Genomic DNA, 19,726 nt, shown 5'->3' with positions numbered 1-19,726 from the left:
TGCTTCGTGACGGGCCATGCCAAGCTATTCTCTTCGCACGGCGCTGGTGTTCGCACTGTTTGAAGAGGGCTTTGCCATGGCACCTTTCGATAGGGATCAAGGCGTACTCGACCGCTCCTTCTCTATAATCGAGCGGGCAAGTTCGTCGGGCAGGCCGCTTGCCTGAAGCACTGCTTCTGTCAATTGCAGGCCCGTTTCGGTCGTTTCGGGGATAGCGAGGTCAGCACCACGACTTCGCAGCACACGTGCGTGGGCAGGGTCTCGGGCGCGGGCGAAGATGGGCAGGTGAGGATGATGCCGGTGGAGGTCATCGACCACTTCTGCTGCACCATCGCTCTCGTCCATCGTTGAGATGAACGCGATCGCCTTCTCGATGCCGATGTCGTGAAGGAAGCGGTCATTGTTGGCGTTCCCGAAATATATCGGGACACCCGCCTTGCGTTGTCGCATGACCAGTTCGGGATCGCGATCAATCGCGAGATAGGCGATGCGCTGTTCTTCCAGGATACGACCGATTGCCATACCGACCCGCCCGAAACCGCCGATAACGACCCGGTCGGTCGCCGTTTCCCGATCGGACGATACCGCGTCATTTGCATCGGAGGCAGCGATCCATCGACCGGCACGTCTGCCTGCGATTGCCAGCAATGGTGCGGCAAACATTGACAGGACCACGACGGGGATCACGAATTCGGCGACATTTTCTGGCATGATCTGAGCCGCAACGCTGGCCGAGACGGCGATGAGGGCAAATTCGCCCCCTTCACCCAGAAGAATGCCAGTCTCGGCTGATACGGCCCGGGAATGGCCGAATGCACGCGCCAGAACGAACATGATGAGCGCCTTGATCGTAATCAGCGCTATCGCCGCCAAGACGATACCCTCGATCTGCGGCCAGATCGACGAGACATCCAATTGCATGCCGACCGAAATGAAGAATAGTGCGAGCAGGAGCCCCTTGAACGGCTCGATGTCGTTATGGACCTGATGACGGTATTCCGTTGCGGAAAACAACAGGCCGGCGAGAAAAGCACCCAGCGCCATGGACAGCCCGACCGCAGCCGTGATCGCGGATGTCCCGATGATCAGCAACAGGACGCAAGCCATGAAGAGTTCCTGGCTACCGCTACCGCCCGCGAAACGGAGCAGGGGACGAACCAGAAACCGTCCGGTTACAAATATGGCGACGAGGACAGCCGCAGCTTCCAGCAGCGCCAAAAGAGCGGCGCCGGTGGCAGAACTGGTCTGTCCCGCAAACAGGGTTATCAGGAACAGGATGGGGACGACGGCAAGATCCTGCATCAGGAGCACGCTGAAGGCCGTGCGCCCTGCGGCGGAACTCAGTCTCAATTGCTCTGACAGCAACTGGATGACGATTGCAGTGGAAGACAGTGCCAGACAGAGGCCAAGAAGAACCGAAACGGCGCCGCTGAATCCAAGCGAGAAGGAAAACAATCCGATCACGGCCGCGCTGACCATGATCTGGGCCAGGCCAAGACCGAAGACGTCGCGGCGCATCGACCAGATTCGCTGGAACGACATTTCCAGACCGATACTGAACAACAGGAAGATTACACCAAGTTCGCCAATCGCCTCGATGCCTGTGGTTTCGGTGATGACGAACAGGCGCAGTTCCGGGACCGCAGATGTCAATTTGCCGAGACCATAAGGTCCGATCAGCAGGCCGATGCAGAGGAAGCCGAGCACCGGACTGATCCGGAATTTCCGTGCGAACGGCATGATGAGCCCAGCAGCCGCAAGGAAAATCAGGATTTCGCGCAGGTAGGGTATCTGAGGGTGCAAAAGAACCTCCTGGACCCGCATCTTTGTCTGATGCGATGCCATGACTACACCATCGTGGCCGCGATTGCTCTTTACCATTCCCGGCGGGACGGCCTGCTATCGCGATTCAAAGCTCGTAAAGGTACAGGAAATAGGCACTGAAGAAATAGATCGAGACGAGCGATAGACTGACCCAGCCAATCGATCCGAAAAGCCTGTTGCGGGGCCGATAGAGCAGGGCGACGACGAAGATACCGTTCATGATCACCGCGGCAAATGCCGAAGCGGCATGGGCCGGCGATACGGCCGCGAAGATGTTGCCCTTCGTATAGGCAAGATCATCCAGTGCGATGATGAGGATATCGAACAGATTGCTTCCCAGCAATGCGGCAATCGCCATGTCCTCGGCGTTGCGGCGGACTGCGCTGATGACGACTACGAATTCCGGCAACGAGGTTGCCATCGCCACGAACAGGGTGCCGACGAAGCTGGCCTCCCACCCGGTGAGAAGAACGACCTGCAGGCCGACGGAGGGCAGAAGGCTGCCGACAAGGGCCACGACGGCCGCCGCTGCGGCATAGCGCACGATGGCCTGCCGCAGGTTGAGCGGATCGGCATCCTGCGCGACCGGCACCGTGATCGAGATCCGGCGTTCATGCGTATAGGCGGCCCTGACCGCTACGAAATAGATCAGGATCACGAGCGGCGTATAGGCGCTGACATGATAGAGCGCCTGACCGATGATCGTGCCTGAGGTCAGGATCGTAAGCCCGACTATGCCAATGAGGATGATCCCGAAACCTGCGGTCAGCACATGGCTCTGGTTGATGCGGCAGTAGATCGATTCCCCGCGGTTGAGCGCGTCCAGAGCGACGAGCATCGCGAGGTTGAGGATGCAGCTGCCCAGCGCGTCGCCCATCGCGATGTCGGGAGTATCGAACAAAGTGACCGCACTGATGCCGGTGGACAGTTCGGGCAGCGACGTCGCCGCGGAAAGCAGGACCAGTCCGATCCATGAACTGGGCAGGCCAGTCCTGATCGAGATGATGTCGGCATAACGGGTCAGTCTGTGGCCTGCAAAACCGATCAATAAGGCGCAGACCGCAAACTGGAGCCATGGGATGGCGAATTCGATCATGCCTGCTTTCGTCCGGTTATGGCAGAAAGAAGCCTGGGCAACTGGATGACAAGAAGCGGCGCAAGGCTGGCCGCGATGGCCACGCTCCACATCTGTCCGTCCGGACGCGCCAGGCCGAGGACCAGCCGCAAGGACGGGACATAGACGGCAAGGCACAGCAGAACACCACATACTGCGAGTGCGGCCCAAATCCACGGACTACGCGTGACTTCGTTCCGAACGATCCCTGAGCGAGGACTGGACAGGTTGAAGACATGCCACAGCTGCGACAGTGCCAGGGTGAGAAACGTGACGGTAACCAGTGGAGCGCCGTCGAGACCCATTGCATTACTTGCGATCCCCATTGCGCCAAAGACTGCGCCAGTCAGAACCAGCCCGTGCAAGGCGATCCGGCGCCATTGTGCAAGGCCCAACAGAGGCTCTGACGAAGGCCGCGGCGCACGGGTCATGATCGATGCGTCTCCTTTCGCGGTCGCCAGCGCAAAGGCAGGCAAGACATCCGTGACAAGGTTGAGGAAGAGAATCTGTAGCGGCAGGATCGGCAGTGGCAGGGAGATCAATACCGCAAGGCCGACGACAAGGACTTCACTGAGGTTGCAGGCAAGCAGGTACGTGGCAAAACGGCGGATGTTTTCGAATATGATGCGGCCTTCACGAATTGCCGCGACGATCGAAGTGAAGGCATCGTCCAGCAAGACCATGTCCGCTGCCTCGCGCGCGACATCCGTCCCGCGCTTGCCCATGGCGACGCCGATGTCCGCCTGACGCAGCGCCGGGGCGTCGTTAACGCCGTCGCCTGTCATCGCGACGACATCACCCGAATCCTGGAAAGCCTTGACGAGCGCCAGTTTCTCGCCCGGGTCCACGCGGGCGAAGACTTTTGTGGCGCGAAGCCTGTCCCTATCGAAATCCAGCCGGGCAAGGTTGCGTCCTTCCACCGGTTCGCTTTCATCGACAGGCAGCCCGACCTGGCGCCCGATGCTTACCGCGGTAACCGCGTGATCGCCCGTCACGATCGCGACATCGATCCCGGCCGAGTGGCAGGCAGCGATTGCATCGGCCACGTCGCCCCGGGCAGGATCTCGCAAGCCGACGAGGCCCAGAAGGGTCAGGTTGGTGTACGGCTCTTCATCGGCCGATGGGGCAAGTTTTTGCGCAATGGCGAGAACGCGCATTCCTTCGCTGCCAAGTTCTTCGACAAGTTCGTGCCACTCACCCCGCATCGTGTCGTCCAGCGGGCGGTCGTCGTGGCGGAAGCGGACTGCGGTGCAGTGGGCAAGCACGGCTTCCGGCCCGCCTTTCACCGCGTAGGTGAATGTCTCGCCGTGCCGATGGACTGTCGCCATCATGCGTGTTTCGGCCGAAAAGGCGGAAAGCCGGACCTGCGGTTGTTCATCGACCAGCTGTTCACGAGACAGTCCGGCGCTGGCGGCAGCTTCGAGCAACGCGATTTCCAGCGGATCGCCCACGCCGCCTTCACCATTTCCAGGATCGAGTTCGCTGCAATTGCAAAGGGCCGCAACGGTCAGGAGATCGCGCAACAACCCCGCTTCCTCTCCCGCCAGAGATTCCGTGGTGAAGTTTTTCGGGGCAAGGTCCATCGCCGGCAGGCAGACCGATTCCAGCACCATCCGGTTTTCGGTCAGCGTACCCGTTTTGTCGGTCAGGATGACGGAAACCGAACCGAAGGTCTCAACGGCCGAAAGCTGGCGCAGTAAGGCATTCTGTCGCGCCATGCGCCACATGCCCTGCGCCAGCGCGAGTGTCGCGACGATGGGTAGCCCTTCGGGAATGGCGGCGACGGCAAGGGCAATACCGGTCGTCACCATGAGGAAGGGATCCGCATCGCGGGCGATGCCGGCAACCGTCACGGCCAGGGCGAGAAGCATGGTCAGCCAGACCAGCTGGGCAGCGACTTTCGATAGCCGCTTTTCCAGCGGGGATCGGGCTGGCCTCGCCTGCTTCACCAGTTGCGTGATATCGCCGATGGCAGTGCGCCGTCCGGTCCCTACGACAAGGCCCGTGCCGCTCCCGCTCGTAACGGCCGTGCCCCTGAAAAACATGCTGCTGCGTTCGGCCAGCCGCGTTTCGGGAGGGACGGGCAGGGCCGATTTGTCAACCGGCGCGGATTCGCCTGTCAGCGTGGATTCGTTGGCGGCAAGGCCGGATCCTTCAAGGATGCGCAGGTCTGCGGAGACGACGTCACCTGCTTCGACCACAACCACGTCCCCGGGCACCAGCTGCTCTGCCGGCACCATCCTCTGATGTCCCTCCCTTAATACTCGTACCGACCTGTGGCCCAGCGTACGCAGCGCTTCCATCGAACGGGTTGCCTTGTACTCGGCCCAATAGCCGATGGCGGTATTGATCAGCAGCACCGCGACGACTGCCATGGCCTCGACATGCTGGCCGAACAGGAAGGCGAGGAATGCGGCTGCGGTCAGCAGGTAGACTACGGGGCTGGCGAGCTGGTGCCGGAAGATCGCGAATGGCGATACGGCGTCTCCGGCCTCGATCAGATTAGGACCGAAGCGCGCCAGACGCTCCTGCACCTCTGTCGGCTCAAGGCCGATCGCCATCTCGACCGAATAGGCACGGAGAAGCAGGTCGACCGGTTCGGAGTGTGGCCTCTCGCTTAGCATCGTCGCAGTCAAGCAGGAGGGCGACGGGCGGTCATTGCTTTGGCGCAATTGGCGAGGCGGCGCTCTCGAATTGCGAAAACCCATGTGACCGAGGTCAAACCGTCAGTGCTCTCGACCTGCTATGCTCGCTGCAGGCTACCCAAATGAAATGGGTCAAAAACGAAACCGGCCGAAAACGAAAAGGGGTAAAGGATGCTTACTGTCACTTTTCACGGCGCGGCGGGAACCGTGACAGGGTCATGCATGGAATTCGCAATCGACGATCGGCGTATCCTGGTCGATTGCGGGATGTTTCAGGGTTCACGTTCACTCGAAGCCCTGAATCTCGAGGACTTCGCATTCGATCCGCGCCGTATCGACGCCGTGATCCTGACGCACGCCCACATCGACCACAGCGGTCTGCTTCCCAAGTTGGTATCCCGAGGTTTCGAAGGGCCGATCTGGTGCACGAAGCCAACGCGTGACCTTCTTGAACACATGCTCGCGGATTCCGGACGCATCCACGAATACGAGGCTGAACGCCGCAACCACCGTCGGGACCGTGCCGGAGACAAGCCTTTCGCTCCACTTTACACCGCCGAAGACGCGATGGTTGCATGGGGCCTTTGCCGTACGGTTGACCTCGAAGAGCCCTTCGATCCTGCGGACGGCTTTCACGCCCGCTTATGGAACGCAGGCCACATTCTTGGCGCGGCGTCGGTTGAACTGGCAGCAGGAGGCTGCCGCGTGATCTGTTCGGGCGACATCGGGCCGGATAACAAGAGCTTCCATCCCGACCCTGACAGCCCGGCTGGCATCGACCATGTCGTATGCGAGGCGACTTATGGCGATCGCCGAAGAGAGCCGTTGTCGATCGATGAGCGCCGGAGGCTGTTGAAGTCGGAAGTACAGGCCGCGATGGCGCGCGGGGGCAATCTCGTCATCCCGGTCTTCGCGCTCGAACGCACGCAGGAGCTTCTACTCGACCTGCAGTACCTGATGGCAACCGACGAAATCGAGAGCGCCTCGGTCTTCGTAGATTCGCCGCTGGCAAATCGCGTGACCGGTGTTTTCGGGCGCTATGCTTCGCAGCTCGAAGATACCGGGGGGCGAAACGTCTTCGATCAGCCGCAGCTGCATTATGTCAGCGAGGTCAAGGAATCGATGCGGCTCAATTCGGTGTCGGGCGCAATCATCCTCGCGGCGTCAGGCATGTGCGAAGGCGGGCGCATCCGCCATCACCTGATCCATAATCTTCACCGACCGGATTCGACCGTTCTGTTCGTCGGATATCAGGCGCAGGGCACGCTAGGTCGCGTGATATTGGGCGGTGCAGAGCGTGTGCGCATCAGCGGACGGGACATCAAGGTGAGGGCGCAAATCCGCTCGATCCTCAGCTACTCTGCTCATGCAGATCAAGCGGAACTGCTAGCATGGATCGATGAACGCTGTCCGATTTCCGGAAGCCTGTTCCTCGATCACGGAGAGGCCGGTGCGCTGGAGGTCTTGCGCCGCGAGGTGCACAACCGGCATGCCGATCTCTCGATACGCCTGCCGCAGATTGGTGAGCGATATGCCCTGCCACCCGGACAGCCCGCCAAGCGGCTGGACACCGGGCGCGTCGACTTGGCAGAGGCTGTGGGACGCGACTGGCAGAATGCTTACGCCGATTTCGCCACGGTCCTGAAATCGCGCCTGAAAGACCTGCAGGACGACCGGCAGCGCCGGGAGGCGCTCGACAACATGCGCGCCATACTCGAATCCTACAACGCGCATCGGGAAGGTGAGCGCCGGAATCGCGGTTAGGCCGGAATCGCGGTTAGGATAGCCTGCCGCCTTTCTCAGGCCCTGCTCGTGATGGCGCTCGAATGTAGGCGTCGGCCTGCTCGACCTTCAATGACGGATTGCGGCTATCGGCCCAGAGCGACGTTTCACCATCCGGCCAGAGAACCATGACATGTCGCAGCGGAAAGACTTCTACGCCTGCCTTGATACACTCTGATGCAAAGATTGCTTTTGCGATCACTTCGCATTAGCAGGCCTTTCGATTTTGCGAATCAATCGCAACTTTTAGGAGGGTACCTTTGCAGTTCGATCGCCGCGTTTCCGCATGTTCAATCCGCACTTCTCTGATGGTGGCGACGGCCATGGTTGCGACCCCGGTGTTCGCTCAGGATCGGGAGGACGATCGCCGCTCCTACCTGCCGCAGGAAATCGTCGTTTCCGCCGACCGCGACGGCTATTCGGTCGATGATGGGTCCAGCGCGACCAAGACGCCGACTCCGATGATCGACGTACCGCAGACCGTTTCGGTCATCACGCGCGACCAGATCGACGACCAGGCGGTCAGCCAGCTCAACGATGCGCTGCGCTTTGTCGCCGGCGTTTCGCTGGAAACGGGTGAAGGCCACCGCGACGAGGTTTTCATCCGCGGCCAGGAAAGCACTTCCGATTTCTACCTCAACGGCTTGCGCGACGATGCACAGTATTACCGCTCGCTCTATAACATCGAGCGTGTCGAAGTGCTGAAAGGCGCCAGCGCCCTGATCTTCGGACGCGGTGCCGGCGGCGGTGCGATCAATCGTGTGAGCAAATTGGCACGCCCGGGAACGGCGTTCGGCTCTGCCGAAAGCGCAGTGGATACGTTCGGTGCATGGTCGCTGTCGGCAGACCTGAACCAGCCGCTTTCGACCAATGCCGCCGCGCGCCTTAGCGCGACGTACGAGGAATTCGACAGCCACCGTGACGAATACGAAGGCCGCTTCTTCGGCATCAGCCCGACCGTCACGCTGGAACCGGGCGACGATACCCGCGTCATCCTGGGCTACAGCTACGACGATGACGAGCGCGTCACCGATCGCGGTGTGCCCTCGCTGAACGGCGCGCCGCTGACCGGATATGACAATACCTTCTTCGGCCAGCCGGGCTTCAACGAGGCGAGCGCGCAAGTCCACATCGCCCGCGCCCGCGTCGAGCATGACTTCTCCGACGCACTTAGTGTGAACCTTAGCGGCCAGTTCGCCGATTACGACAAGGTCTATGCCAACATCGTCCCGTCGGGCACCGATGGCGACACGGTCGGTCTTTCGGGCTATCGCGACGCGACCACGCGCCGCAACTGGATCGGGCAGGGCAATCTGGTCTGGCAGGGCGATACCGGAGGGATCGGCCACACGCTACTCGCAGGCTTTGAAGTCATCCGCCAGGAAACCGGCAATTCTCGCGATGTCGTCCACTTCGGATCTATCGACGGCCCGACTTCGGCAAGCGTTCCGCTGGCGGACGAGATCAGTGTTCCCGCGTTTTTCCTCGAACCGCTTGCCCGCGACCGTGCATCGGAACTGACCGTCCTGTCCGCCTATGTGCAGGACCAGATCGAACTGGGCGATTTCGTCCAGATCATCGGCGGCGTGCGGTTCGAAAGCTTCGATCTCGATACCGTGAACCTCGTCAGCAATACGCCCGCATCGCGCAAGGACGAGAAGTGGAGCCCGCGCCTTGGCGTCGTGCTGAAGCCGCAGGAAGACCTGTCGCTATATGCCAGCTATTCCGAAAGCTTCCTGCCGCAGGCCGGTGACCAGTTCGTACTGCTCAGCCCCACTTCGGCAGAGCTTGCGCCCGAAAAGTTCAAGAACATGGAGGCCGGTATCAAGTGGTCGCCGCGCCCCGAACTGCTGCTGACCGCCGCCGTCTTCCAACTGGAACGATCGAACCGTCAGACGACCGATCCCGACAATCCGGGATTCGTGATCCTTACCGGCAAGACCCGGACGCGCGGTTTCGAGGCGCAGCTTACCGGCGAGCTCGCCCCGGGCTGGAACGCGAACATCGGCTACAGCTATCTCGACGGGAAAGTCCGCTCACGTGTCGGCAGTACCGAGGCGGGCACGATCCTCGAGCAGGTGCCCGACCACCATTTCGCCGCATGGACCCGCTATGACTTCTCGCCCCGCTTCGGCATCGGCGGGGGCATCGTCCACGCCTCCAGCCAGTATGCGTCGTTGAGCAATGCCGTGAAGCTGCCGTCATATACGCGCGTCGATCTGGCGGGCTATTTCGAGATCAGCCCGAATGTCGCACTTCAGGCGAACATCGAGAACCTGTTCGACGAAGACTATTACCCGAGCGCGCATGGCGACAACAACATCCAGCCTGCCAAGCCTCTGAACGCATCGGTCAGCGCGCGCATCCGGTTCTGATCCGACTGGCTATGGGGATGCAGGTCCGGCGTGTTGCCGCGACTGCGCGGAAGTGCATCGGCAGCGCCTTCTCCCGCATCACTTCGATTGCGATTACGCGGGCCGTGCCCCCTTTCGGGCACGGCCCGTCGCGTTGTGCGGAACCCTTTCCAAAAACGGACGGTTGTTGGGAAACCGTCGCTCGGCACACACGGTCGGGGGCGGCGAAGCGAACATTATTTGGCCAGCCCCCTCGCCAGATTAACAAATGTCTATATGAGGGTGGGGATGGTAAGGGGCTGAAATCCAACGTCGGGGGACGATCTAAGGCATGCTTGCCGATCCGATTATCGAGTTCATGCAGAAGAGCGGTATCTCGCTCAGCGTTGCTGACGCCCGTGCTGATGATGTGCCTCTGATCGCGGTTAACGCCGCTTTCGAAAACCTGACCGGGTATAGCAACGACGAGATCGTGGGGCGCAATTGCCGCTTCCTCCAGCCGGAGGGCGGGGCAGGTCCGGTGCGCGAACGCATGCGCACCTTTCTTGTTGACGACAGTGTGAAGGAAGACCGCTTCCTGATCCCCAACGTGCGCAAGGACGGCACGCCGTTCCTCAACCTTCTTTACATGACGAAAATCCGCCGCAACGGCCGCGATACGTTCATCATCGGATCGCAATTCGATTTTTCGAAGCACGACCGGCGCGGGCACGACGGTTATGACGAAACGCTTCGCAAGGATATCCGCGAACTCGGCTCTTTGGCGGGCGAAATGGGAATGGTCACGCTGGGCACGTTCCGATCGCTTGCCAACAGCGCCGCGCTGATCGCAGAAGCGAGGCTTGACTGATGGCGATTGCAGTAGGTCACCCCAAGACCGGCCGTTTCATGATGGGGCGCCTTAGGCACGAAATGCGTGACCGGGAGAAGGAGCTTCTCGAAGACCTGGTCGAGCATACCGAAATTTACACCTCGCCGACCAAGCTGATCGGCCGCGGCGAGATTGCGCAAAAATCGACGATGCTGATCGACGGTTTCATCGCGCGTTCGATCACGCGTGGCGGCAAGCGGCACATTATCGGCATTCACGTGCCCGGCGATTTCGTCGACCTGCACGGTTTTGCGCTGAAGCGGCTCGATCACGATATCGTCACTGTCGGGCACACGGTCGTCGGGCACACGCCGCATGCGAAGCTGGTCGAAGTCATGCGGACCGAGCCGCACCTCACGCGCCTCTTGTGGTTTGCGACCCTGCTCGACGCGGCGATGCACCGCGAATGGATTCTGAAGCTTGAGCAGTTGAACGCCGACGGGCGGCTGGCGCACCTGATCGTGGAACTGTGGCACAGGCTCGATTTCGTGGGGCTGGCCGAACCGACGAGCTGCGCGATGCCGCTGACGCAGGTTGAGCTCGCCGACGCTTGCGGAACGACGGCGATCCACATGAACCGCACCGTGCGCGCCATGCGCGAGGCGGGGCTGATCGATTTCTCGCGCGGGCGGGTGATGATCTCCGACATGGATCGGCTAAAGCAGATGGCACAGTTCGACGGCGCCTATCTGTACGGCAACGGCGACCTATATCTGGCCGATGCGTTCGAGGCCGAACTCGCCTGAGCGAGCGCCTCGCGAACTTGCCTCGGCATCAATCCCGCCATCATTCGAACAAGCCGATTGTAACGTTATCAGTGAATGACTATCGTCCCGCTCCGATGACAACGCGGACTCCACGGGACGCAGAGGCTGACACGCAATTCCCCGTCATCGGCGTCGGGGCATCCGCGGGCGGTCTGGAGGCGCTGAGGGAAATGCTGGGTGGCTCCAAGGGGCTGCCGGGCATGGCCTTTGTCGTCGTTCAGCACCTCGACCCCAATCACGAATCGCTGATGGCCCAGCTGATCGAACGGTACACCGACATGCCGGTGCGCCAGATCGTGGGCGGCGAAACGCTCGAACCGGACAACATTTACGTCATCCCCCCCGGCTCCGGCCTGTCGGTTGAGGACGGCGTCCTGCGCTTGACCGAGTTCAAGGACCCGCGCGGGATGCGGCGGCCCATCGACGACTTCTTCGAGGCGCTGGCCGAGGACATGGGCGACCGTGCGGCCTGCGTCATCCTGTCGGGCACGGGCGCCGATGGCAGCCGCGGCCTGCGCGCGATCAAGGAACACCACGGCGTCGCCGTCGCGCAGGAGCCCGAGGGTGCGCGCTATGACGGGATGCCGCTGTCGGCAGTGGGCACCGGCCTTGTCGATTTCGTGCGGGATTCGAACCAGATCATCACCTGCCTGCGCGAATTCTTCGACCGCAGCCTCGACAACGTCGACCCGAAAGAGGCGGCAGACGCCGTCGCCTACAACATCGACGACCTGTGCGGCGCGCTGCGCGACCAGATCGGGCACGATTTTTCCGGCTACAAGCGGTCCACGATGGGTCGCCGGATCGAACGGCGCATGCAGGTCCTGGGGATCGAGGACTTGTCTGCCTACATCGAACGCCTGCACAGCGATGTCGACGAATGCCAGGCGCTGTTCCGCGACCTGCTGATCAACGTGACCCGCTTCTTCCGCGATCCCGAGGCATTCGAGGTTTTGCACCAGACGGTGGTGAAACCGCTCGTCCGCATGGCCGACCAGCGCCACGGCATCCGCATCTGGGTGCCCGGCTGTTCCAGCGGTGAGGAAGCCTATTCACTCGCCATGCTGTTCGCAGAGGAACTGCGGGCACAGGACCGCAACGTCACGGTGCAGGTTATCGCCAGCGACATCGACGACCAGATGCTGCGTATCGCGCGCGAAGGCATCTACCCGATCGCCGCGCTGGCCGACATTCCCGAACCGATGCGCAGTCTTTACACCGTCGGACACGGCGATACTTTCGCGATCAATTCCTCGATCCGCGACATGGTGCGTTTCAGCCTGCATTCGGTGATCAAGGACCCGCCGTTTTCACGGATCGACCTGATTTCGTGCCGCAATCTGCTGATCTATTTCGACGACAGGCTGCAGCAGGCGGTCCTGCCGCTGTTCCATTATGCGCTGCGCCCCGATGGCTGGCTGCTGCTCGGTCCGTCGGAAACCATCGGCCGGTACGACGACCTGTTTTCGCCGGTCGATGCCAAGCACCGCCTGTTTCTGCGTACCGGCATGCACCCCAGCTATCCGCTGGAGCTTCCCGGAACCACGCGCCGCCCGACGCGCACTTCAATGGAGCGGCAGTCGTACCAGTACGAACGCAGCTGGCTCGAGGGTGAGGCGCTACGCAAGCTGACCGAGACCTACACGTCGCCATCGTTGCTGGTGGACGGGGAAGCGACCATCCTCAGCACGTGGGGGCAGGTCGGGCGCTATCTTGACTTCCCCGCTGAACGCGACCGGCGCCTTCACGCGACTTCGCTGGCAAAGCCGGGCTTGCGCGAAATCATCGGCGCGCTGGTCCGCCAGTCCAAGGAGAGCAAGCAACGCCACGTTGCGCGCGACGTGAAGGTCAAGACCGACTTCGGCGAACAGCCGGTGCAGGTCATCTGCGATCCGGTGCGCGACGGTACGTTCCTCGTCGTCATCCGCGAAACCGGCCCCTTCGTGCCGATGGATGAGGGCGATCTCGTCGAACTGGGCGAAACCGACGACCAGATCGAATTCCTCGAAGACGAACTTCGCATCACGCGCCATCGCCTGCGCTCCACGGTCGAAGAGCTGGAGACCGCGAACGAGGAGCTGAAGAGCTCCAACGAAGAAATGATGTCGATGAACGAGGAGCTCCAGTCCACGAACGAGGAGCTGACCACCGTCAACGACGAGCTTCGCAACAAGGTCGACCAGCTGATCGTCGCCAATTCGGATCTCGAGAATTTCTTCGATTCCACGCAGCTCGCCGTCATCGTGGTCGACGACGAACTGCGTATCCGCAGCTTTACGGACGAAGCTTGCTCGCTCTTCCCGTTCCAGCACGGCGACCGGGGTCGCAAGCTTTCGGAAGTGACGACGTTCCTTGAGGACAGCAATTACATGGACCTGGCCCGCCGCGTTGCCGGCACGGGCGAAAAGGCCGACGCCCGCGCGCACAATCGCGAAAGCGGACGCGACTATGCGCTGCGCGTCCTGCCCTATGTGAAGCAGGACGGGACGACGGACGGTGCGACGCTGGTGTTCAACGACATCACCGCCGCGCTCGCCATGGAACGCGAACTGGCCGAGCAGCGCGAGCGGCTTGAACTGGCAATTCGCGTCGCGCGTATCGGCATCTGGGAATACGATCCCGCCACCGGCGAAACCGAGCTGGACGAAGTCGAGCGCGAACTGCTCGACGTCGATGGGGAAGAAGCTCGTAAGATGGATCTCATCCTCAAGCGGGTCCATTCGGAAGACCGGGATAACGTGAATTCGGCGCTGCGCAACGCAATGGACGGCAGGCGCGATTTCGACGAGACGTTCCGCGTCATCACCCGCGAGGGCGAGGAACGCTGGCTGCACGGCCTGGCCCGACGCATCTTCATTGATGGGGAACATCGTTTCGTCGGCGTTACTTACGACATTTCGTCGGAGCGTCAGGCGCTGGCCGAACGCGACCTGCTGCTGCGGGAAATGAACCACCGCATCAAGAACCTGTTCGCGGTTGTCGGCGCGATGATCGGCATCTCGCACCGCGAGAGCGAGACGGTGGAAGAGTTCGCGGGCGATCTCAAACGTCGCATCGACGCGATGGGCCGCGCCCATGCCCTGACGCAGCAGCGCCGCGTGGACGAACCTGTGGGCCTGCGCGAACTGATCGATGTGGTCCTGCGACCTGCGCGCAGCAACCAGGACGTCCGCATCCTTGGCGATGACGCGATGGTCCCGACCGGCAAGATCACGTCATTGGCGCTGATCCTTCACGAATGGGCGACAAATGCCACGAAATACGGTGCGCTTTCGGATGAGGGCGGTGAATTGCTGGTCGAGATCGGCCACGAGGGCGACAAGGTCGTCGTTTCCTGGGTCGAGAAGATGGACGGCATCACCGACAAGGGGCCGAGCGCCGGTTTCGGCACGCGTCTTGTCGAAGCGTCGGTGCGTCAACTCGATGCGAAGCTGGATGGCGGGCAAGGCGACGGCGAATTTCGCCGCAAGCTGCTGTTGAACGGTCTTGCGCGGACGGCAAACGCAGAAAACCCGGCGTAGAGGGGGTCTCCGCCGGGCCTTCGCGCCGCGCCGTCAGGATGGCGCGGACTTTGAAGTTGTTTTCTCTCAGGCGACGCCTTCGGGAATGATCGCTGCCGCCTTCAGGTAGATGCGGTTGTCATCAATGCGGTCGATATCGTCGAGCGACACGAAGTGATGCCTGTTGTCGCTGGAATCGGACTTCGTCAGCTTGATGCGCTCGTCCTCGATCTCGTCGACCGTACCGAGATGCTGGCCGTTGATGTCGGTGACTTCCATGTGTTCCTTGATACGCAACTTCTCGAACATAAGATCTCCTATCTGTCTGTATTTACTATATTAACGGGCAGATCGGTGATCGGGTCCACGCCTCGGCGCGTCGGGGGAACGGCCTGTGGCGGGTCGGCCGTGGGGTGCCTGACTTGGCTGATCGATCGGCTTTTCCAAGAGCCGGGACCGTTTACCTGACCGAGAGATACACTCCGCTTGGCTCGACCATTTCGATGTCCTTGACGGTGTAGCCCTTCGAGCCGACGGTGAAGTCGTTGTCGCCCACGGTCTCGATGGCGCCCAGCGACTGACCCTCCGCGTCGAACACGGCCATTCCACTCTTCACTCCGAGTTTCTCAAGCATGTCGTTCATCCTTTTTCCTGGTCTCGTGCGTTTGCGATCACGCAGGTCCAAGAAATGACAGCCGGGATTGAACGATGCGCAAAAAAGGGTGGTTATTCTGATTCCGAAAATCATGGTTGCGGCGGCGGTAACTGCGCAAACGGTTACAATCTGCGACAGTGTGATGGTTTATTGCGCCGCAGGCGTGAAATAGGCCGCCATCCCGATCCGGTAATTTTCATCAAAGGGACTGAAAATGCGCAAGTGGCATCGCTGGTTGTCGGTCTTTTTCGGCGGTTTTCTGCTCTGGATCGCAGTCACTGGCGTGTTGAGCCAGGTTGCGGTTCTCTGGCCTGCCAGCTCTGCAGAACCCGCTGCGGCAGCCGCTGCGCGGACCCCGCCGGCGGGTTTCGCATGCCCCGAAGGCTGGCGCTGCATGCCCCCGCGCGAGGGCGCGACCGGCATCCGCGGCATGGTCGGCCTGTTCCATCACTTGCACTCGGGCGAGACGTTCGGCCCCATCGGCACGGGCATCTCGGTCCTGTCGGGTCTGGCGATGATCTTCTTCAGTTTCTTGGGCCTGTGGCTCTACATCCGGATGTGGCGCAACCGTAAGAGCTGCCGCCTCGACCCGCGCTGGTTCTGGAACTTGGGCGCTGTCCGTAAGTAAGCGGACAAGCGCCCTGCCGCCCTTGCAATGGCGCAATCCCTGTGCCGAGATGATCGGTACAGGCTGGCACCAGCAGGGGCAGGGACTTTGCAGTATCTATTCGTGGTCACGTTCGGCAGGTCGGGTTCGACCGCGCTGACCAACCTGCTGAACGCCGTCCCCGGCTATTGCATCAGGGGAGAGAACGGCGGCGCGCTGAACGCACTTGCCGATGCCGCCCACGTCGTGCGCGACGCCCACGACCGTTTCGGGCACCTTGCCGACGGGCCGCATACGCCTTGGTACGGGATCGACACGATCGACCCCCGCGCCTTTGCCGCCTCGCTGGCCTTGGCCTTTACGAAGGAGGTGCTCTGCCCGCCGCCGGGTACGCGGGTCACGGGCTTCAAAGAAATCCGCTATCTGCCCGAAGTGATCGGTGAGGATACGTTCCGCCACGCGATGCGCTTCATGCTCGATGCCTTTCCGGATGCTCGGATCGTGTTCAACACGCGCGATGTCGAAAAGACGCTGCGTTCCGGCTGGTGGAAGGACCGCGATGCCGACACCGCCCGCGCCCAGTTGACCGAGGCGACGCGCTGGTACCGCGAGTTCCATGCAAAGGAGCCGAAGCGCACTTTCCTGATCGACCACGCCGACTACGACGGAAAGCCCGAAGGCTTCGCGCCCCTGCTGGCATGGCTGGGCGAGGATCTGGACGAAGCGCAAGTCGCCGCCATCGGGGCGGAGCGGTTGCAGCACCTGCAAGGGTCGGGCTGGGGCCTCAACGCGCGCTCTGCCCGAAGGCTGGTGGCGGGCGTGCGGCGGAAGCTTGGCGGCTCCAGATGAAACCCAAATGAAAACCCCCTCGCCGCAGGTGCGGGGAGGGGGCGTTTCGCGAAGGCCGGTCAGCCTTCCGTTGGGTGGGGGCCCATTATAAGGTCAGGCCCTCAGGCCTCTTCCTCGAACAGTTCGGCGGCGTTTGCGCCGGTTGCCGAGAGGCGTACCGTGTCGCCTTCCACGTCGGCGACGAGGCCGATCGGCAGGTAGTGGTGATGGCCGTGATGGGTTTCCTGGTCAAAGCCCGCGCTGGTGCTGTCCTTGGTCAGCTTGATACGCTCGCCCTCGATGCCGTCGACCTTGCCGACGGGGGCGCCGTCTGCGCCGATGACTTTCATGTGTTCCTTGATTTGGCTCGCAATGCTCATGTCATGCACTCCTTCCGGAAAAGTGGATGGGTGACCGGCCGAGGGCGAAGGGGAACATACCCCCGGCCGGCTTGCAACATAAACGCGTCGCCCGCACACCCCGTTCCGCCAAAAGTGCCTGATTTCCGCCGTATTCCGCCTTTTTCGGCCCTTTCACGACGAGCGGCATGGCCGGTGCGGCAGGCCGTTAACCATGCGCGACTCGGGCGCCATCTGGAAGGCGATGGCGCAAGTCCCCATATCGGACAGGCGGGTGAAAAGGCGTCGTGGATAACCGCGCCCCGGCTGGGGAAAAGACGCAACCGGTACGTAACGGAGCGGCGATGCCATGCTATATCTTGTGGCTCGACGCCCGAACTGACTCGCACCCGAACGGAGAAAACCGCCCATGTCGCTGCTCGAAGCCCGCAAGACCTACAAGCCGTTCGAGTACCCCTGGGCGTACGAGTTCTGGAAGCGTCAGCAGCAGGTCCACTGGATGCCCGAGGAAGTTCCCCTGGGTGAGGATTGCCGCGACTGGGCGCAGAAGCTGTCGGACCATGAACGCAACCTGCTGACGCAGATCTTCCGCTTCTTCACGCAGGCCGACGTCGAGGTGCAGGACTGCTACCACGAAAAGTACGGCCGCGTGTTCAAGCCGACAGAGGTCAAGATGATGCTGGCCGCGTTCTCCAACATGGAGACGATCCACATCGCCGCCTATTCGCATCTCCTCGATACGATCGGCATGCCGGAGAGCGAGTACGGCATGTTCCTCGAATATTCGGAGATGAAGGACAAGCACGACTACCTTCAGCAGTTCGGCGTCGACAACGACGAGGATATCGCCCGCACGCTCGCCATGTTCGGCGGCTTTACCGAAGGGCTTCAGCTTTTCGCCAGCTTCGCGATGCTGATGAATTTCCCGCGCTTCAACAAGATGAAGGGCATGGGCCAGATCGTGTCGTGGTCGGTGCGCGACGAATCGCTGCACTGCGAAGGCATCACCCGCCTGTTTCACGCCTTCTGCGCCGAACGCGGCTGCCTGACGAAGGCAGTGAAGGAAGACATCATCGACACGTGCCAGAAAACGGTGCGCCTTGAAGATGCCTTCATCGACTTGGCCTTCGAACAGGGCCCTGTTCCGGGGATGAGCGCGAAGGAAATCAAGCGCTACATCCGCTACATCGCCGACTGGCGCCTGTCGCAGCTTGGCCTTCCCGAAATCTACATGATCGAGGAACACCCGCTGCCGTGGCTGACGCCGCTGCTCAACGGGGTGGAGCATGCCAACTTCTTCGAAACCCGCGCGACCGAGTATTCGAAGGGCGCGACCAAGGGCGACTGGAACACCGTGTGGTCAAACTTCGACAACCGCCGCAAGGCCGCCAAGGGCGAAGAAGCCAACGACGCCGAGGATGACGGTCCGGGCCTGTTCGGGGATACCGAAGCGGCGGAGTAATTGGCCCCTAAGTAATCATTTTATTTGAGTGACTTGTATTAGCGGCGTTGTGAGCTAAGTTCTTTCCTCGACAAACAATGGGGGTTGTTTGAATGGGGTTGCGAGAACAAGTTCACAACGCCGTGATGCCTCGGCTTCACGCGCGTTTTGCCAATCTTTTGAAGATTGGCGTCGACCAGATCGACGAGGATGATCACGAGGCCGACGCAGGTGATGAATCTCTTTCGTCAGATATTTCAGGTCTGAGCCTAATCATAGAATATGAAGATGCTGCGGGAAAAACTTCACAGCGCGTAATCACGTGTCGGCAGCTTCAAGTCAGAGCCGACAAGAGCTACGTCCAAGCATATTGCCACCACCGACGTGCTCATAGAAGTTTTAGGCTGGATAGGGTGATCGAAATTTTCGACCCTCGAACCGGCGAAACGCTCAGCCCTGTGGACGCTTTCTTCGCCCAATTCGATCCGAATAAGGTTACGAAAAGCGGGCTGTCATGGGGGCTCTCTGTTCGTCAGCGCGCAGACCTTGTTTCACTGCTAAATGCTCTCGTCTTTCTGGCTCGCTGCGACCGAGATTTTCATCCTGCCGAGGTCGAGAGCATCGAAGCTACGGTTGTGAAATTTTGGCTTGAAAGGGAAATCGCAGAAGATTGCGAAATTGAGGACATCCTCGATTACGCAGAGCGGCTCGCACCGAGCGGGGAAATCTTCTGGGCGGCGCTCCATAAATTCAAGACTGACGAAAGTCTCAAGCGCATCTTCAAGACGGCAGCTATGCAGTTGATCGCAGCGGACGACGTCATTCAAAAGGAAGAGACGTATTGGGCGATTGAGATCGAAGATTTCCTAAAGTGAGCGTTTGGATGGGCGTCTAGAGACATTGAACTCTCGATATGAACCCGTGACCCAAATCACGCGGCCCGACTCGGTGCCCTGTGGTATACCTCCGTCAGCAACAC

General features: G+C 61.1%; 15 protein-coding genes. 9 read left to right on the top strand and 6 right to left on the bottom strand.

Annotated elements, in window-relative coordinates:
* Positions 1-96: 96 nt before the first annotated feature.
* From A9D15_RS08655 to A9D15_RS08645, 3 genes are all read right to left on the bottom strand, one after another.
* Positions 97-1,803, bottom strand: coding sequence for a monovalent cation:proton antiporter-2 (CPA2) family protein (locus A9D15_RS08655; protein ID WP_172807501.1), 1,707 nt, complete (start codon positions 1,801-1,803; stop codon positions 97-99).
* Between the two features lie 106 nt (positions 1,804-1,909).
* Positions 1,910-2,920, bottom strand: a complete 1,011-nt coding sequence (locus A9D15_RS08650) for a sodium:calcium antiporter (RefSeq protein ID WP_066763985.1) — start codon at positions 2,918-2,920, stop codon at positions 1,910-1,912.
* A complete protein-coding gene (locus tag A9D15_RS08645) occupies positions 2,917-5,562 on the bottom strand; it encodes a cation-translocating P-type ATPase (protein WP_066764227.1) in 2,646 nt (881 codons plus the stop codon). Before A9D15_RS08645 ends, A9D15_RS08650 begins: the two co-directional genes overlap by 4 nt.
* Positions 5,563-5,805: 243 nt before the next feature.
* Between A9D15_RS08645 and A9D15_RS08640 the strand changes: the two genes are divergently transcribed.
* From A9D15_RS08640 to A9D15_RS08620, 5 genes are all read left to right on the top strand, one after another.
* A complete protein-coding gene (locus tag A9D15_RS08640; RefSeq protein WP_216634384.1) occupies positions 5,806-7,347 on the top strand; it encodes an MBL fold metallo-hydrolase in 1,542 nt (513 codons plus the stop codon).
* Positions 7,348-7,688: 341 nt separating this feature from the next.
* Positions 7,689-9,740 carry a TonB-dependent receptor gene (locus A9D15_RS08635; RefSeq protein WP_229660392.1) on the top strand — a complete coding sequence of 684 codons (2,052 nt, stop codon included), beginning with the start codon at positions 7,689-7,691 and terminating at the stop codon, positions 9,738-9,740.
* 310 nt (positions 9,741-10,050) lie between these two features.
* Positions 10,051-10,569, top strand: a complete 519-nt coding sequence (locus A9D15_RS08630) for a PAS domain-containing protein (RefSeq protein WP_066763979.1) — start codon at positions 10,051-10,053, stop codon at positions 10,567-10,569.
* The gene (locus A9D15_RS08625; RefSeq protein WP_066763978.1) at positions 10,569-11,336 is read left to right on the top strand and encodes a Crp/Fnr family transcriptional regulator; all 768 of its coding nucleotides are present in this window, start codon (positions 10,569-10,571) and stop codon (positions 11,334-11,336) included. The genes A9D15_RS08630 and A9D15_RS08625 overlap by 1 nt, the downstream gene beginning before the upstream one ends.
* A 95-nt stretch (positions 11,337-11,431) precedes the next feature.
* Positions 11,432-14,878 (top strand): CheR family methyltransferase, encoded by a 3,447-nt coding sequence (locus A9D15_RS08620; RefSeq protein ID WP_066763976.1) that lies wholly within the window; start codon positions 11,432-11,434, stop codon positions 14,876-14,878.
* A gap of 66 nt (positions 14,879-14,944) precedes the next feature.
* On the opposite strand, the gene A9D15_RS08615 is transcribed toward A9D15_RS08620, so the two are convergent.
* Positions 14,945-15,166: a DUF2171 domain-containing protein gene (locus A9D15_RS08615; RefSeq protein WP_066763975.1), complete on the bottom strand. Its 222-nt coding sequence runs from the start codon at positions 15,164-15,166 to the stop codon at positions 14,945-14,947.
* Between the two features lie 151 nt (positions 15,167-15,317).
* Positions 15,318-15,500, bottom strand: coding sequence for a hypothetical protein (locus tag A9D15_RS16535; RefSeq protein WP_156521720.1), 183 nt, complete (start codon positions 15,498-15,500; stop codon positions 15,318-15,320).
* Between the two features lie 226 nt (positions 15,501-15,726).
* On the opposite strand from A9D15_RS16535, the gene A9D15_RS08610 reads away from it, so the two are divergent.
* Both A9D15_RS08610 and A9D15_RS08605 read left to right on the top strand, forming a co-directional pair.
* Positions 15,727-16,140 (top strand): PepSY domain-containing protein, encoded by a 414-nt coding sequence (locus tag A9D15_RS08610; RefSeq protein ID WP_066763973.1) that lies wholly within the window; start codon positions 15,727-15,729, stop codon positions 16,138-16,140.
* Positions 16,141-16,227: 87 nt separating this feature from the next.
* Complete coding sequence (locus A9D15_RS08605; RefSeq protein WP_172807500.1) at positions 16,228-16,968, top strand: sulfotransferase; 741 nt, start codon at positions 16,228-16,230, stop codon at positions 16,966-16,968.
* Between the two features lie 101 nt (positions 16,969-17,069).
* Here the strand turns inward: A9D15_RS08605 and A9D15_RS08600 are convergent, their stop codons facing one another.
* On the bottom strand, positions 17,070-17,327 hold the full coding sequence (locus A9D15_RS08600; protein WP_066763969.1) for a DUF2171 domain-containing protein: 258 nt from the start codon (positions 17,325-17,327) through the stop codon (positions 17,070-17,072).
* Positions 17,328-17,715: 388 nt separating this feature from the next.
* Between A9D15_RS08600 and A9D15_RS08595 the strand changes: the two genes are divergently transcribed.
* Positions 17,716-18,768, top strand: coding sequence for a ribonucleotide-diphosphate reductase subunit beta (locus A9D15_RS08595; RefSeq protein WP_066763964.1), 1,053 nt, complete (start codon positions 17,716-17,718; stop codon positions 18,766-18,768).
* A gap of 92 nt (positions 18,769-18,860) precedes the next feature.
* On the top strand, positions 18,861-19,622 hold the full coding sequence (locus A9D15_RS08590; protein ID WP_066763963.1) for a WYL domain-containing protein: 762 nt from the start codon (positions 18,861-18,863) through the stop codon (positions 19,620-19,622).
* The last annotated feature ends 104 nt before the right edge of the window (positions 19,623-19,726 follow it).

This window comes from Croceicoccus pelagius, from assembly GCF_001661915.1.
GTDB classification, from domain to species: domain Bacteria; phylum Pseudomonadota; class Alphaproteobacteria; order Sphingomonadales; family Sphingomonadaceae; genus Croceicoccus; species Croceicoccus pelagius.
The sequence above is the reverse complement of the archived record's forward strand: the minus strand, read 5'-3'. Positions and strand labels throughout refer to the sequence as shown.

What these genes read in the sequence shown, in the direction of transcription:
- A9D15_RS08590 (WP_066763963.1), top strand. Translation starts at nt 18,861, where the DNA reads ATGGGGTTGCGAGAACAAGTTCACAACGCCGTGATGCCTCGGCTTCAC.
- A9D15_RS08600 (WP_066763969.1), bottom strand. Translation starts at nt 17,327, where the DNA reads ATGAGCATTGCGAGCCAAATCAAGGAACACATGAAAGTCATCGGCGCA.
- A9D15_RS08625 (WP_066763978.1), top strand. Translation starts at nt 10,569, where the DNA reads ATGGCGATTGCAGTAGGTCACCCCAAGACCGGCCGTTTCATGATGGGG.
- A9D15_RS08620 (WP_066763976.1), top strand. Translation starts at nt 11,432, where the DNA reads ATGACAACGCGGACTCCACGGGACGCAGAGGCTGACACGCAATTCCCC.
- A9D15_RS08595 (WP_066763964.1), top strand. Translation starts at nt 17,716, where the DNA reads ATGTCGCTGCTCGAAGCCCGCAAGACCTACAAGCCGTTCGAGTACCCC.
- A9D15_RS08630 (WP_066763979.1), top strand. Translation starts at nt 10,051, where the DNA reads ATGCTTGCCGATCCGATTATCGAGTTCATGCAGAAGAGCGGTATCTCG.
- A9D15_RS08615 (WP_066763975.1), bottom strand. Translation starts at nt 15,166, where the DNA reads ATGTTCGAGAAGTTGCGTATCAAGGAACACATGGAAGTCACCGACATC.
- A9D15_RS08610 (WP_066763973.1), top strand. Translation starts at nt 15,727, where the DNA reads ATGCGCAAGTGGCATCGCTGGTTGTCGGTCTTTTTCGGCGGTTTTCTG.
- A9D15_RS08640 (WP_216634384.1), top strand. Translation starts at nt 5,806, where the DNA reads ATGGAATTCGCAATCGACGATCGGCGTATCCTGGTCGATTGCGGGATG.
- A9D15_RS08645 (WP_066764227.1), bottom strand. Translation starts at nt 5,562, where the DNA reads ATGCTAAGCGAGAGGCCACACTCCGAACCGGTCGACCTGCTTCTCCGT.
- A9D15_RS16535 (WP_156521720.1), bottom strand. Translation starts at nt 15,500, where the DNA reads ATGAACGACATGCTTGAGAAACTCGGAGTGAAGAGTGGAATGGCCGTG.
- A9D15_RS08635 (WP_229660392.1), top strand. Translation starts at nt 7,689, where the DNA reads ATGGTTGCGACCCCGGTGTTCGCTCAGGATCGGGAGGACGATCGCCGC.
- A9D15_RS08650 (WP_066763985.1), bottom strand. Translation starts at nt 2,920, where the DNA reads ATGATCGAATTCGCCATCCCATGGCTCCAGTTTGCGGTCTGCGCCTTA.